Below are 14,552 nucleotides of genomic sequence, written 5' to 3'. Positions count from 1 at the left end.
GGAGCAAACCAATGGCAAAACAACCATTTACCCAAGAAACACTCTATAAGCTCTATGAAGATAACGGAGTTATCACTTTGGCTCTTATCGCCGAAGCTTTGCCAACGTGGACGCTTGCAGACATTAAGCAGCGACTTTCGGGTTGGCGGTATCGAAAGGCTATTGACTATAAGTTAGAAGATGATGAGCTGATAGATTTTGAATTTTTGAGAAATAAAAAAGCCCAACAAGTAGAAATTACAGAAGGGCATAGACTCAAATTAGACTTACTTTTTCGGCAAGTTCTCGCAACTTCTGAAATTATCGAAAAAAGCACTGCCAAAGCGAGCGACCGCAACAAAGCAATGGAACTGCAACAAAAAGCAATGCGGGCAATCCCTGACGCTGTTTTTAAAGAGCTATCAGAAGTTTACGAGTAAGAAAGGCAGGTCACAAATGAATCTAGTTTATTTAGACGGCAAGAAAGAGCCGTACACCACAAGCGAGATAATCGCTGAATGTGCTGAAGTACAGCACCACACAATTACACGCACCATCAGAAAGAACCTTGAACGTTTTGAGCGTTTGGGAAAGGTTGGATTTAATATCCAAGCTATGGAAAGCGGACAGCAGTCTAAAATCTATATTCTGAATGAGCAACAAGCAACCTTGCTGATCACGTTCTTGAAGAATACGGACCAGGTAGCAACATTCAAAGAAAATCTAGTCAAAGCCTTCTTTGAAATGCGTGACGAGGTGGCAGAGTTTCGCTATCAGAGGGCTCTAGAAAAGCCGAAACGTAAAACCTTACATGACAGTATAGAGAACTGGGAGCAAGCCCCTAAACACGCGCACAGCACGGTTACAAACCTATTGCTTAAAGGTGCCAGCGGATTGAATAAACGCCAGCTAGTGGCTCAACGTGGAGGTCTGACAGGCATTGATAGCCTAACTAGTAAGGAGCTAGTGAGATACCAAGCTTTGGAAGATATGGCAATCGCTCTTATCAATCTTAATTTTACCTATCAAGATATTAAGACAATGGCATTAAAAAACACGCTACAATGCGCGTGAGAGCAACAAAGAAAGGCAGGCAAGTATGAAAAGGAATTATAGCAAAGTCATAGATGAGCTAAGAACTTCCTATAACTTGAACTTGGTAGAAATTGGGCAACGTATCGGAATAGACCCCCGAACAGTTGGTAAATGGTGGCAGGGTAAACACAAACCTAACCAAGTTAGTAGAAGCAAACTGAACAAGCTATATAGAGAGGTAAAAGAAACTATGACAATACAAAATACAAAGAACCCATTTGAAGACTTTTTCAATTGGTCAAAGGAAATGAACAAGAAACCAACCGCTGACGTTATCGCTAGCCGACAATTTGGGGATAAGTCGTTTGAAATTTATGGCAATAAAGATAACCCGCTTTTTATTGCCGTTGAAGTTGCTGAAATGATTGAAGTGCAAAATACAACGGACTTATTAAAAAGGATTGATGAAGATGAAAAGCTGACCTATGTAATATCTAGGGCAGGTCAAAAACGTGAAGTAAATATGTTAACTGAATTTGGTCTATATGAAGTGCTTTTCCAATCACGCAAACCAAAAGCCAAAGAGTTTAGAAAAGCAGTCAAAAACATTCTAAAAGAAATCCGCTTGAATGGCTATTACATGCAAGGCGAATTGGTGCAAGAACTAGCTCAACCAAGCACCCAAAAACTACCAGGTATAAGTGACCTAACTTATATACGAAATAAGCTAGCTGATTTAGTTGATATGGATAATCTAACTGATATTTCAAATGGGATTGACCGAGTTCAGCAACTAGTGAAGCTGATCAGCTTGTAGGAGCAATCTATGAACAAAACAGAAACATGGAACGGATATACTATCCGATTTGTAGAGCACCAAGGTGAATGGTGGGCGGTGCTAGCTGATATTGCTAAAGCACTAGATCTGAATCCAAAATTTATTAAACAACGTTTGGGAGATGAGGTTGTTTCAAACAACCACGTCGCAGACAGTTTAGGGCGTCAACAAGAAATGTTAATCGTTAATGAGTTTGGCATTTATGAAACTATCTTCTCAAGCCGTAAGAAGGAAGCCAAAACCTTTAAATTATGGGTATTTGAGATTATCAAACAACTACGCCAAAGCACAGGGCTAGAGGGCTTCCAAGTATTTAGAATGTTTGATAAAGAACATCAAAAGAAAGCTATGAATAGGCTTGTCGATGGCTTACAAAATGCAACTAAGAAAGACCTTATCAAAGCAAACACTATCGCAAACAAAGCCGTTTCTGACCTATATGGTTATCCTAAGATGGTTAGTAAAAACGAGATGACAGAAAACATGTTGCGAGACCGTGAGCCTATCCTTGATGAAACGGTTGAACTAATCAAGGTTAAAGAAAAATACGGCTTAAATTTTAGCGTATCTGAAGCTATCTATAACCAAAACACAATAAAAAAAGCGCAGTGATGCGCGTGGATAAAGGAGAAATGATTATGAAAGCAACAACTTACAAAGAGTTGAAGAAATGGATTGATGAAGGTGTTGATTTAGCTGAGCTAGCACAGGGTTACGCTGACAAAGTACCAAATGCAGATCGCGAACAGTTTGAAGCAATCACACAGGAAATTTTCAACGTATTGGAAGGCGTATCGCTCATGCTTGATGACAAAGTGCTAATCTATAATCGCAAAGCAGAGCAAAAGCGTTTGAATGACATTGAACAAGGCAATTATTAATCAATAATCAAGAGCAACAAAAAAAGGCTTACCGAGACCAATCAGCACAGCCTTTAACTAGTATAACTAAACTCAAATAATAAAGCAGGCAAGCTATTATTAAAGGGGTTTTAGTAAAAGATTTGATAGCTAGATTATACCATATCTAGGATATTTTGACTACTATCCTTTAAAACTAGCACGAATCTAGTACAAGAAACAAGCAATCAATAAGAATACTACACAGAAAATAAAATTAAGCGAGAAAAGACATAATGAAATATAGAGCAGAAACAAATCCTTTTTCAAAAGATAGATACACTCCTGAACAGCTAGAAATGTTCAAAAATCGCCAACTCAGCAAAGATAAAGCTGAAGCATATTTCACTCGACTATATAACCAACATATTGCTTGGGTGATTATTGCTAACGTTATGACAGAATACGTCATTAAATTCAGAAAAAGTGCCACCAGCTTTGAAGAAGCATGGGAAGCTTTAGACTATCAACGAACCACAGAGATTGTCTTTAGAGCCGTTAACGGTTTACCTTGTTCAGAGAAAGACACTGGGGAACTTGAAACTCATTTAAGTGAGGTATCCGCATGAGGAGTATTGAAGAATTAAATGAAATCGCTAACTATATTTTAGAGCGTATGACTGACGAGGAAAAAGATAACTTTCCCAACATGACAAGAGAAGAAATAAAAGGATTAATTATTAAATATGGCAATTCAAGAACTTAATCTCACACCAACACAGACGCTTATTCTATTCTTTGTTTTAGGTCTCTTAGGGCTTCTCCTTAGCCTTTCTAAGCCATTAATAGAGATTGACTTACCAGAAGATCGCCAAACACCTAAACCACGTCAGAACGCAAACTATGGGGCTTATATTCAATCACAGAACCATTATTACAATTAGGGAGGAACTGAATGACACTACCAGAAAATTATAGACGTGTTCTTAATCTGATTAAGGTGGGGGCAGACAACCCCATTACAGGAGCAGAGATTGGCTTAATACTGAAACTTGAAGAACGCTCCGTCCAAAGTATCATCAGTAGCTTAATCACGCGCTATAACGTCCCTATTATCGGCATTAGACACGGATTCAATCGTGGTTACTTTATTCCAGCTAATAAAGAAGAATTGCTAGACGGTGCTAAAGCCTTTTACAACCAAGTACAAAAGGAACAAGAACGCCTAAGTGTGTTATTGAATGCCGATTTAACCAGCTATAAGAAATTACTCAAAGGAGGTTAGGCATGAACGTATTTAGTCAAGATTATGAAGCCAAACTCTTAGAACAAAACCTGACCGCGTTTAATCGCTTTTTGGAAGCCTACCAGAAACCTAAACCAAGAGTTTTAGGGTTGATAACGGCTGAACAGGTCAAAGAGGAATTAAATATCAAAGGCAAAACTCTAAAACGGTGGGAAAAAGCTGGTCTAAGACGATACCAACCACCACTAGAAGATACGAGGAAGCATTACTATAAAGTCAGTGATATTCTTATTTTTTTGGGGGTAAATGTGTAGATGGCTATTTATGAAGCAAGAGGCTTTAGCTCTTATTTGTACCCCTACAAAGGACCTTTAGAACCATTTGACTATATTGCTCAGTTTAGACCTTTGAAACCGCCTGAGGATATTGATATTGAAGAATACAAGCGAACACAAGCCCCCTACTGCCTGAGTGGCAAAGTCACAGCAGAGAAAAACGGTAGCTATAAGCGTAATAATACCAGTCTGGTATATCGTGATTTAATTTTTCTTGACTATGACGAGATTAACACAGGCATAGACCTACCTAAAATCGTTTCTGACGCACTTTTTGGCTATTCTTATATCATTTATCCCACAATCAAACACACGGCAGAAAACCCCCGTTATCGGCTTGTAGTGAAGCCCAGTTGCATCATGAACGAAGAATCCTATAAGCAGGTAGTGAAAGAAATTGCTGATAAGATTGGGCTACCCTTTGATATGGCCAGCCTTACTTGGTCACAGCTCCAAGGGCTACCAATAACAACAGGAGACCGAGCAGAGTATCAAAAAATCGTAGAGCATGGTCTAGATTATCCAGTACCAAAGGTTGAACCAAGAGCGAAGCAAGAAACTACTGAGCGTTACAAGCCTATAGCAAGTGGCCAGAGGTCAATGACCATGAGAATTATTGACACGCTTTTCAACGGCTTTGGAGACGAGGGAGGGCGTAACGTGGCACTCACGCGCTTTGTCGGGCTACTCTTTAATAAGTGGGTTGATTGTGATATAGAAACAGCTTACGAGTTGACAAAGATAGCTAACGGTGTGACAGATAACCCATTACCGATTGAGGAGTTAGACCGCACTTTTACCAGTATAGCAAGAGCAGAATTTAGAAAGAGAGGATAGAGCCATAGAAAAAGAAGATTTGAAAAGCCTTGAAAGTGAAATCTTAGAGGCGCGTGAAAGTGAAGATAAGTATTTCAAGACTTTCAAAAGCGTTAGGGGGCAACTTATTAAGGAATGTCAGAGTATTAAAGAAGAAGCCTATCAGATAGCTTATGATGAGGTCATGGCAGACAGCGAACAACTTGAGAATGTAAAAGCGGGCAGATTGACCGAGGTACAGCATAAAGAACTAGCCCACCAAAAAGGACAAGAAGCAAGCGAAAAAGCGTTGCCTAAAACACCGCTAGGGGTTGCTATCATGCTGAAACAATATATCCACTTTATCAGGATTAAACCAGAAGCGCAAGGACAGAAAGCCCCTCTGTACTACTATAACCCTGATTTTGGTATCTGGTTAGAGGATAACGAACTTTTACAAGACCTTATTTCTACAATTTTCCCAAACGCAACGGAAAAACAGGCTTTTGACACCCTTTATAAAATTGCCAGACAAAGCCAAATGAAAGAAATTCAAGGAAAGTATACGGTTATTGGCAAACAACTTTACAATGCTGAAACAGGCTTATTCGAAGAAATAACGCCAGAGATAATAGTTACACGAAAAATAAAAACAGGTTATAATCCAAATGCAAAAGAACCAAATTTAAAAGGCTGGAAGCCTACAACATGGCTAAAAGAACTTTTTGACCATGACGAGGAACTCTATAACCTTGCTATCCAAATTATTAAAGCTAGTATCACAGGGCAATCATTGCAGAAAATCTTTTGGCTATATGGTGAGGGTGGAACAGGGAAAGGAACGTTTCAACAGCTACTAATCAATCTGATAGGTATGGAGAATGTGGCTAGTTTAAAAATTACAGGATTATCAAACAGTCGCTTTTCAACTTCTATCTTATTAGGAAAATCTCTAGTTATCGGTGATGATGTACAGAAAGACGCTGTTATCAAAGATACGTCAGATATGTTTAGTTTAGCAACAGGCGACATCATGACCATAGAGGACAAGGGAAAACGCCCCTATAGCATACGCCTGAACATGACCGTAGTACAATCTTCTAATGGTTTGCCAAGAATGAACGGGGATAAGTCAGCCATTGATAGGCGCTTTAGAATTTTACCCTTTACTAAAATATTCAAAGACAAGCCCAATAAAGCCATAAAAGAGAGCTACATTAACCGCAAGGAAGTTCTGGAATACTTGGTTAAATTGGCGATTGAAACGCCAATCGCTGACATTAACCCTAGGAAGTCTATTGAAATACTAGAAGAACATCACAAAGAAATGAACCCCGTTATTGACTTTATTTCTAAGTTTTTTACTGATGAACTGACAAGCGAGTTTATACCTAATAGCTTTGTCTATCATGTTTGGAAAGGTTTCTTAGAGTATTATGACATCAAACAGACCAAATCAGAAAGAGGCCTACACAAAGAGATTAAAAACAATCTTCCAGAGGGTTTTGAAACAGGTATGAAAATTATACCATCAGGTCAACAACTCCATAAAGGTTTTTACCCTAAAGAAGATCTACCACCCTATGCTAGCTTAGCCTATTCTAACGGGAGAACATCGCCAGAAAAACAGAAAAAGCCCAAAAATGAAAGAGGGTACTACAATCATTGGCCAGAGTATAAAAAGAGGAGAAAAAAATAAAATTTATCACGTTTATCACAAACGAAAATTAAACGTGATACAAATGAGTCCAGTCATACCAAGGGGTTGACACATTTATCACGTTTAACACGAAAAAAACAAAATTTCCCATATATAGGTATATAGGAAGTAGTCCTTGAATATCTTATATATAGATTTTATTTTTAATGTATAAAACGTGATAAATGTGATAAATAAGAGTTAAACCCTTGATACTACTGACTTAAAATTTATCACGTTTAAAAAAGCTAGTGTGATAAACGTGATAAATCGGAGGTTATATAATGAAAATCAAACTATTTTATCAAAAACACAAAGAATCACTAGATGATTTTGAATATCGGGTCAATCAATTTACCTTATCGGTATCTGTGATAGACATCAAGTTTTCAGAAGCAACTTATGGCAATTATGAAGACATGAGTACCACAACTTCTTTATTGGTCTTGTACAGGTAACTGATATGAAACTACAATTACACACACGAGGTGGTAACACCATCACCATACAAGGAGACCGCACCCTTTATAATGAGTTGGTCAAATATCTTTTATCTGGCCAACAACCAAACTGGGTAGCGTGTCCTTCTGCCATTATCAATTTATCAGACATTATAGCAATCACAAAGGAGAAATAACATGAGAACATTTTCAGACACACCAAAAACATTCACATTCCACTACACTTTTAAAGACTTTGACACCGCTCAGGTAGCTTGTCATGCTATCTTAGGTTACATGACTGGTACTTATGAGCAACCAGTGATTGACGCAACTTATCACAATGATGACCAAGGTGGTCATGCTAATCAGTTAGTCTTAAAATATGCTGAAGATAGAAAGTTAAGCAAGGTCTTCAAGCGTATCTGTGACAGTTTCAAGGACTATTACAACCAACCTGAGGATATGACGGATGAAGAACTTGATGACATGGCTCAGGAAAATGAATTAATTAAGGAAGTTGAAGAACTTGATGATCAGCGCGTGGTTCCTTTATTTGAGATTACTCAAGAGGAAGCTAATGAACAAGACACACTCATGGCTTTCATCTCAGACCATGACCAACTAGCTGAACATCTCTCTATGAATTATCAGGAGATGAGCCAAGACGATTTAGGAGCTATCCTTGAAACTATCAGTCAAGCCTTTAACCATTTGTATGATATGGTTGTTGAAGGTCAGTTACTCGTTAAATAAACAATCAGAGGGATTTCCCTCTTTTTGTCGTTTTATCAATAGTTTTGGGTTGTTTGAGTTTTAAGGAGAAAGAATGTTAGAACTATCTATTGAGAGTATTATTAAACCGATGAAGAAATATGACAAGACAAAGATTACAGGAACAATGGATAACCAACCTATTCGCATAGACCTAGATAATCTGGTTATTCATTATAACCATCAAAACTTATTACTTGAAACGATACCAGGAACTTATGGTGGTAAACGCTACTTCTTCTTGTGTCCTAAATGTGAGAGACGTTGTCGGAAATTATTTAAGGCTTCTCATGCCTTTGCCTGTGGTTCTTGTCAGAAAGTTCATCAAGCCACACTCAATCGAAGCAAGACAGACTGTTGCTACTACTGGCGATTAGCCTTTAAAGAGTGTTTGAAAGTAAATCCAGAAGCAAGACACATTCATGGATATTATAGTCGTGATGACTTTCCTAAACGTCCAAAGTACATGAGATTGGCAAAATATTTACATCACTGGAGGAGATTTCATTATTATATGGATAAGGGAGACAGTCACTGGTTATAATACGGAAACACACCCACTCTTTTTTTAACGGGGCTATGTCGTTCATGTTTTTGAGAACGCCGCCCTTTTCCGTGCAAAAAATTCCCTTTTTGAAATTTTTGATAAAAATTAAAAGCTTGATTCTAAAGGATTTTATATCTAATTTAAGCTAAGTACCCTACCACAAAGAATGACTTTATCAGACTAAAATAAAACATGGTTTTAGAACTTCTATCTGACAAGTTGATATTTTATATTACCAACTTTAAAAAGCGCTTAGAAACGATTTTAGAAGCCAAAAGCGAAGTACTACAAAAAATATCTAGTTTACAAAACGAGAAACACAAAAAGACGCTCACACAGAACGTCTCCTTGGTTAAATTTAAGCTTAACTAAATTATACCAAAAAGGAGTTAATCATGGGCGCTAAAGAACAATTAAAAGAATTGAAGCCACTTTTTGCTTTAATGACCTTATTTGAGGAACAACGAGACAAGGACATCAAGCTGATGAATGCTTTTCGTAATCCTGAGTTACTAAATGGCATTGAAAAAGGTACTGCACAGCAACTCTTATGTTTGGCAAAAGAACGTGACAAGAGGCTAGCCATGATTACCTCCCTACAAGATGAGAATCAGATAGCTGTTATTAAGGCTAGATATGTGGATGACTTATCATGGGACGAGATACCAGATAAAGTAGGTTGTTCAAGGAATACTGTTTTCAAACTACATAGAGAAGCTTTAGAGGTGTTAGATGAGCAAGAAGAACGCCATGCGTAAACTTAAGGAGTTCCAGAGGTGGCAACGTATCGCCAATAGCCTTAATTTAACCTATAACGAGCGTTACCAGTTTGATATAGATTACCATCCCACGCGCAGAAAACACCTTGAAATAAGCCGAGAATGCGCTCTAGAGGAGCTAGACGCGATTAAGCATGCCATTAATCAACTATCTAAGATAGACTACAGACAAATACTGATCGAGTGTTACTTGATTAGTGAAAAGTTATCTAATCAAGAGATCATGACGAAACTTAATCGCTCTGAAAGTTGGTACTACGAGACTAAGAAAAGAGCTTTGCTTGAGTTTGCGGAGCATTATAGGGATGGAATTCTAAATAAAATAAATTAATAAATCATAGTACCTTTATATCTTATATGTGGCATAATATCCGCCAGGGAGTAATTTTTTGATATAATATCTTCATAATAATTTAAATTTATTTTTTAGATGGAGATAGTGAAATACAAATAAAAACTTTTAATATGGCATATCCAGATAAGTCGTTTAAACCAACACCCATTAATGAATTGATAGAAAAGTTTGATAAAGAAATCAATCAATTCATGGAAAATCAAAAAGAAGTTATCTCTGTTAACACACAAACAAATGGACTTGCTGGTGGTTTTCAATATTTTGTCACTGTAGTTTATCGAAACTGACTTTGAAGGGATAAAAGAAATTAAACAAGCGGATAGAATATTTAAAAACTATGCTGTATTTAAACGTCTATATAAGCTATCTTGACCAATCAATACTTAAAACCTAGCAAAAATAGGATAAGCAGGAGACAATTTTGTACTGATAATCAGATAAGCCTTTCAGAATATATAATGTTACGAGAAATAGCACTTCTAAATTTTTATGAAAAAATACCAATATTATTTTGATTAGATAATGAAAAAAGCGTAGCTGATGACTACGCTAGTTCTTGCCTACTGAACTCATTAATTGACAGAGTTGTAAATTAAATTTTTGCTTACTTTTTTGCTAACTTTGAAGGAAATTTTAATGTCAACTAATGTTGACAAAAAAAGCTTAAAATGTTGATTTAAAGCTATAAAGACTTGTAAAGCGATCTTAAGGAAGTCTCAAAAATGCAATACAACAAAATGCTTTAATTATTACATTACATACTTTAAAAGCCTATTTTATAGGCTTTTTTTGCTATATACTTTTTAGTGAGTCATTATATTTAATGAACCAAAAAGATTTTAAACTAACATTAGAATAAAAATCAACACTGTCAGTTTGTAATGAGTAATTTTTTACTTTGTAAAAAGGATATAGTAGAGTTAACGTTACAAATACTTGAGAATGATAACTTATCTCGTCGAATCTTATATAACTAAGGAGATTTTATTATGAATCTAAATGATAGATTAAAAATAGAAGAAATGGAAGAGAAGTATGATAGCTTCAAACCTAGAATCAATGCATTAGTAGAAGCTATAGATGATTTTCAAAAGCACTATGAAGATTACGTGAAATTAAGAGAATTTTATGGTAGCGAAGACTGGTTTAGACTATCAGAACAAACAGAAAATAATCTCAAATGCGGTGTACTGAGTGAGGATCAGCTCTTTGATTTTATAGGAGAACATAACGAGCTTGTAGGCCAATTTTTAGATATGTCTTCTCAAATGTATCGTCATTTATAATGTCAGTCCTTATTAGTGTTGTTATCCTATAATGAGGATAAAATAAACCTAACTAAAAATGACCAGCCTATAAGGAAGGCTGGTTTTAAGTTTGAGGTAATAAACTGAGTAGCACTTGTGTAATTTGTTGAGGGCTTTCTTTTTTTCCTCGTGTTATCCACATTTGATAGACTCCAAAAATAGCATGACTGAGATAGACACTATAATACAAACGGTTGATATCAGACTTTGTTGCATCTGGATTGACCACAGGTAATTCTTTAGAAAGCATTAATTGTAATTTATTAAGGATGTAGGTCTGAATTTCTTTTGTTCCATTTTGGGTTAAGAGAGCAGCAAATAATGATTCTCTATCTAAGAATTGAAAAATTTCGAGCAAGGCATCTTCTTTTTTAAATTGATTGCGATCAAAAATATATTCGACTTTATTGAAGAGTGACTGTTGGTATTGATCAATCATTTCATATTTATCTTTATAATGAGTATAAAAACTAGAACGACTGATTCCAGCTGTTTTAGTTAGATTAATCGTTGAAATTTCATCGAAGCTCTGATCTTTTAATAACGTAATCATAGCTGCTTCAATAGCTCTTTTTGTTTTTTCTCTCCTCGTATCGTTTACCATATTAATTACCCCTTAATATTTTTGTACATTTTTAAACACAGTGTCCAAAAACGAGATTTTTATCTTGAAATTATCTATCATCACTGTATAATATATTTTATCAAAAAAATGAACAATATGTCCAAAATAGGAGAAAAAATGTTAGACGAATTAAAAGCAATCATAAAAAGCCCAAAATTATGGATTACGATGGCTGGGGTTGCACTGATTCCAACGCTATATAATGTTATCTTTCTAAGCTCAATGTGGGATCCTTATGGGAATACTAAAAATTTACCTGTGGCAGTCGTTAACCAAGATAAATCGGCTAAATTAAATGGAAAAACTATTTCAATTGGCAAAGATATGGAGGACAATTTGTCTAAAAATGATAGCTTAGATTTCCATTTTACAACAGCTAAAAGAGCAGAAAAAGAATTAGAAAAGGGTCACTATTATATGGTTATTACCTTTCCTAAAGATCTTTCTAGAAAAGCGACAACTCTCATGACAGAAAAACCAGAAAGGTTAAATATTACTTATAAAACTACTAAGGGGCGTAGTTTTGTAGCTTCAAAAATGAGTGAGACAGCAGCTAATAAACTAAAAGATGAGGTAGCAGAATCTATTACAGGGACTTATACTGAATCAGTTTTTAAAAATATGGGTTCTATGAAAACAGGTATCAATAAAGCTGCTGATGGGAGTCAAGAATTATTAAATGGTTCTAATAAGCTACAGAATGGGAGCCAAACCTTGACAAGTAATTTAGATGTTTTAGCAAGCTCTAGTCAAACTTTTTCTGGAGGAGCTAATAAACTAAATAGTGGAATAAACCTTTATACAGATGGTGTGGGAACCCTATCTAACGGGTTAGAAACATTATCAGATGGTGTTACTGCTTACACAACAGGTGTGCATAAGTTGAGTGAAGGTAGTCAAAAATTAGATGATAAGTCTCAAGCATTGGTGGAAGGATCAGAAAAGTTGACGGTTGGTTTACAACAATTGTCACAAGCAACTCAACTAAAACCAGAGCAAGAACGTACTTTGCAGAACCTTTCAGATGGATTAAAGAATCTAAATCAGATTATTACAAATTTACAATCGACAGCAACTACTGATAGCGATACTAATAGTAAGTTATTTAATTTTTTATCAACTATTGAATCAAGTACAACGGCTTTGATGAATACGGCTGCTGCTGATAAACAAAAGCAAATGACTGCGGTACAATCAACGTCAGCTTTTAAAAGTTTAACCCCTGAACAACAATCTCAAATTACCTCAGCGGTTACTGGAACACCTACTTCAGCTGAGACAATTGCAGCAAATATTTCTTCAAATATAGAAAATATGAAAACTGTGCTTAGTGAAGCATCTAGTTCAGCCCCTTCTAATAATAACTCACAAAATTTTCAAACTTTGTCAGGAACAGCTAACAATTTAGTATTAAAAGCTATCTCAGATTTAGATAAAATTCAAAAATTGCCAACGGCTACTAAGCAGTTATATCAAGGTAGTCAAACCTTGACAAAAGGAATCACGGATTATACGAATGCTGTAGGGCAATTACGCAAAGGTGCAGAAACTTTAGATAGTAAATCCAATCAATTGATTTCAGGAACACAAAAAGCAAGTCAGGGAGCTCAAACTTTAGATAGTAAATCGGATCAATTGAGAGATGGAGCGGGGCAATTAGCTAGTGGTTCTGATAGAATTGCAGATGGTTCTAATAAGCTTGCTGGGGGAGGACATCAGTTGACAGATGGGTTGACAGAGTTGTCAGGTGGTGTTTCTCAATTATCAAGTTCTTTGGGTAAAGCTGGGGACCAGTTGTCCATGGTTTCTGTAAACAAGGATAATGCCAATGCTGTATCTAGCCCAGTCACTATCAAGCATGAAGATTATGATAGCGTTGATACGAATGGTGTTGGAATGGCACCATACATGATTTCAGTTGCGTTGATGGTGGTAGCTTTATCAGCCAATGTTATTTTTGCGAAAGCTTTATCTGGCAAAGAGCCAGCTAATCGTTTTAGTTGGGCTAAAAATAAATTATTAATCAATGGATTCATTGCAACTCTAGCAGCAACTATCTTATTTTTTGCAGTTCAATTCATAGGTCTTAAACCAGATTACCCTGGAAAAACCTACTTTATTATCCTATTGACAGCATGGACTTTGATGGCATTAGTAACTGCTTTAGTGGGATGGGATAATAGGTATGGTTCCTTCTTGTCGTTATTAATATTATTATTCCAGCTTGGTTCAAGCGCAGGAACTTACCCAATAGAATTGAGTCCTAAGTTCTTTCAAACAATTCAACCATTTTTACCGATGACTTACTCTGTTTCAGGATTAAGGGAGACCATCTCGTTGACAGGAGACGTTAACCATCAATGGAGAATGCTAGTAATCTTTTTAGTATCATCGATGATACTTGCTCTTCTTATTTATCGTAAACAAGAAGATTAATAGAAAGTATCTAGTGATAGACTAACAGTATGATATGCTATGTCAAAGTATTTAGGAGGAGAAGATATGTCTACTTTAACAATAATTATTGCAACATTAACTGCTTTGGAACATTTTTATATTATGTATTTGGAGACGTTAGCCACCCAGTCAAATATGACTGGGAAGATTTTTAGTATGTCTAAAGAAGAGTTGTCATATTTACCCGTTATTAAACTTTTTAAGAATCAAGGTGTATACAACGGCTTGATTGGTCTATTCCTCCTTTATGGGTTATATATTTCACAGAATCAAGAAATTGTAGCTATTTTTTTAATCAATGTGTTGCTAGTTGCTGTTTATGGTGCTTTGACAGTTGATAAAAAAATCTTATTAAAACAGGGTGGTTTACCTATATTAGCTCTTTTAACATTCTTATTTTAATACTACTTAGCCGTTCGATTTAGTTGAACGGCTTTTAGTAATCATTTTTTTCTCATAATACAGGTAGTTTAAGTAATTTGTCTTTAAAAATAGTATAATA

At 36.0% G+C, this 14,552-nt stretch carries 23 protein-coding genes; 22 read left to right on the top strand and 1 reads right to left on the bottom strand.

Features of this window, described 5'->3' with window-relative positions:
• Positions 1-11 precede the first annotated feature (11 nt).
• The 20 genes from A6J68_RS00805 to A6J68_RS00715 all read left to right on the top strand — a co-directional run bounded on the left by A6J68_RS00805 (position 12) and on the right by A6J68_RS00715 (position 10,947).
• The gene (locus A6J68_RS00805) at positions 12-419 is read left to right on the top strand and encodes a hypothetical protein (RefSeq protein WP_017644969.1); all 408 of its coding nucleotides are present in this window, start codon (positions 12-14) and stop codon (positions 417-419) included.
• A gap of 16 nt (positions 420-435) precedes the next feature.
• On the top strand, positions 436-1,053 hold the full coding sequence (locus A6J68_RS00800) for a Rha family transcriptional regulator (protein WP_017644968.1): 618 nt from the start codon (positions 436-438) through the stop codon (positions 1,051-1,053).
• Positions 1,054-1,078: 25 nt separating this feature from the next.
• On the top strand, positions 1,079-1,831 hold the full coding sequence (locus A6J68_RS00795; RefSeq protein ID WP_017644967.1) for a BRO family protein: 753 nt from the start codon (positions 1,079-1,081) through the stop codon (positions 1,829-1,831).
• Between the two features lie 9 nt (positions 1,832-1,840).
• On the top strand, positions 1,841-2,464 hold the full coding sequence (locus tag A6J68_RS00790) for a phage repressor protein (RefSeq protein WP_017644966.1): 624 nt from the start codon (positions 1,841-1,843) through the stop codon (positions 2,462-2,464).
• Positions 2,465-2,490: 26 nt separating this feature from the next.
• The gene (locus A6J68_RS00785; protein WP_000648623.1) at positions 2,491-2,733 is read left to right on the top strand and encodes a hypothetical protein; all 243 of its coding nucleotides are present in this window, start codon (positions 2,491-2,493) and stop codon (positions 2,731-2,733) included.
• 254 nt (positions 2,734-2,987) lie between these two features.
• Complete coding sequence (locus A6J68_RS00780; protein WP_017644965.1) at positions 2,988-3,320, top strand: hypothetical protein; 333 nt, start codon at positions 2,988-2,990, stop codon at positions 3,318-3,320.
• Positions 3,317-3,457, top strand: coding sequence for a hypothetical protein (locus A6J68_RS11450; protein ID WP_017644964.1), 141 nt, complete (start codon positions 3,317-3,319; stop codon positions 3,455-3,457). The genes A6J68_RS00780 and A6J68_RS11450 overlap by 4 nt, the downstream gene beginning before the upstream one ends.
• Positions 3,438-3,635 carry a hypothetical protein gene (locus tag A6J68_RS00775; protein ID WP_017644963.1) on the top strand — a complete coding sequence of 66 codons (198 nt, stop codon included), beginning with the start codon at positions 3,438-3,440 and terminating at the stop codon, positions 3,633-3,635. The genes A6J68_RS11450 and A6J68_RS00775 overlap by 20 nt, the downstream gene beginning before the upstream one ends.
• 11 nt (positions 3,636-3,646) lie before the next feature.
• Positions 3,647-3,976, top strand: a complete 330-nt coding sequence (locus tag A6J68_RS00770; RefSeq protein ID WP_000174502.1) for a hypothetical protein — start codon at positions 3,647-3,649, stop codon at positions 3,974-3,976.
• Between the two features lie 2 nt (positions 3,977-3,978).
• Positions 3,979-4,251: a hypothetical protein gene (locus tag A6J68_RS00765; protein ID WP_001100458.1), complete on the top strand. Its 273-nt coding sequence runs from the start codon at positions 3,979-3,981 to the stop codon at positions 4,249-4,251.
• On the top strand, positions 4,252-5,109 hold the full coding sequence (locus A6J68_RS00760) for a primase alpha helix C-terminal domain-containing protein (protein WP_017644962.1): 858 nt from the start codon (positions 4,252-4,254) through the stop codon (positions 5,107-5,109).
• Positions 5,110-5,128: 19 nt separating this feature from the next.
• On the top strand, positions 5,129-6,766 hold the full coding sequence (locus A6J68_RS00755) for a DNA primase family protein (protein WP_017644961.1): 1,638 nt from the start codon (positions 5,129-5,131) through the stop codon (positions 6,764-6,766).
• A 284-nt stretch (positions 6,767-7,050) separates the two neighbouring features.
• Positions 7,051-7,224 (top strand): hypothetical protein, encoded by a 174-nt coding sequence (locus tag A6J68_RS00750; protein WP_000694574.1) that lies wholly within the window; start codon positions 7,051-7,053, stop codon positions 7,222-7,224.
• A gap of 5 nt (positions 7,225-7,229) precedes the next feature.
• Positions 7,230-7,403 carry a hypothetical protein gene (locus A6J68_RS11445; RefSeq protein ID WP_001873750.1) on the top strand — a complete coding sequence of 58 codons (174 nt, stop codon included), beginning with the start codon at positions 7,230-7,232 and terminating at the stop codon, positions 7,401-7,403.
• A gap of 1 nt (position 7,404) precedes the next feature.
• Positions 7,405-7,962 (top strand): hypothetical protein, encoded by a 558-nt coding sequence (locus tag A6J68_RS00745; protein ID WP_017644960.1) that lies wholly within the window; start codon positions 7,405-7,407, stop codon positions 7,960-7,962.
• A gap of 73 nt (positions 7,963-8,035) precedes the next feature.
• Positions 8,036-8,524, top strand: coding sequence for a hypothetical protein (locus A6J68_RS00740; RefSeq protein WP_000891800.1), 489 nt, complete (start codon positions 8,036-8,038; stop codon positions 8,522-8,524).
• A gap of 398 nt (positions 8,525-8,922) precedes the next feature.
• The gene (locus tag A6J68_RS00730; RefSeq protein WP_000500998.1) at positions 8,923-9,285 is read left to right on the top strand and encodes a DUF1492 domain-containing protein; all 363 of its coding nucleotides are present in this window, start codon (positions 8,923-8,925) and stop codon (positions 9,283-9,285) included.
• Positions 9,260-9,637 carry an ArpU family phage packaging/lysis transcriptional regulator gene (locus A6J68_RS00725; protein WP_025195363.1) on the top strand — a complete coding sequence of 126 codons (378 nt, stop codon included), beginning with the start codon at positions 9,260-9,262 and terminating at the stop codon, positions 9,635-9,637. Before A6J68_RS00730 ends, A6J68_RS00725 begins: the two co-directional genes overlap by 26 nt.
• A 134-nt stretch (positions 9,638-9,771) precedes the next feature.
• The gene (locus A6J68_RS00720) at positions 9,772-9,948 is read left to right on the top strand and encodes a hypothetical protein (RefSeq protein ID WP_017644958.1); all 177 of its coding nucleotides are present in this window, start codon (positions 9,772-9,774) and stop codon (positions 9,946-9,948) included.
• Between the two features lie 702 nt (positions 9,949-10,650).
• Positions 10,651-10,947 (top strand): DUF4298 domain-containing protein, encoded by a 297-nt coding sequence (locus A6J68_RS00715; protein ID WP_001052251.1) that lies wholly within the window; start codon positions 10,651-10,653, stop codon positions 10,945-10,947.
• A gap of 85 nt (positions 10,948-11,032) precedes the next feature.
• Here A6J68_RS00715 and A6J68_RS00710 read toward each other — a convergent pair whose 3' ends face one another.
• A complete protein-coding gene (locus A6J68_RS00710; RefSeq protein ID WP_000245860.1) occupies positions 11,033-11,572 on the bottom strand; it encodes a TetR/AcrR family transcriptional regulator in 540 nt (179 codons plus the stop codon).
• 138 nt (positions 11,573-11,710) lie between these two features.
• Here A6J68_RS00710 and A6J68_RS00705 point away from each other — a divergent pair, with 138 nt between their 5' ends.
• Positions 11,711-14,029, top strand: coding sequence for a YhgE/Pip domain-containing protein (locus tag A6J68_RS00705; RefSeq protein ID WP_000883428.1), 2,319 nt, complete (start codon positions 11,711-11,713; stop codon positions 14,027-14,029).
• Positions 14,030-14,095: 66 nt separating this feature from the next.
• Positions 14,096-14,452 carry a DUF1304 domain-containing protein gene (locus A6J68_RS00700; protein ID WP_000105936.1) on the top strand — a complete coding sequence of 119 codons (357 nt, stop codon included), beginning with the start codon at positions 14,096-14,098 and terminating at the stop codon, positions 14,450-14,452.
• Positions 14,453-14,552 lie beyond the last annotated feature (100 nt).

Origin of the sequence: Streptococcus sp. 'group B' (assembly GCF_002073795.1) — a bacterium.
GTDB lineage: Bacteria > Bacillota > Bacilli > Lactobacillales > Streptococcaceae > Streptococcus > Streptococcus agalactiae.
Note: the sequence above shows the minus strand (reverse complement) of the source record. Positions and strands in the feature narration are given on the sequence as shown.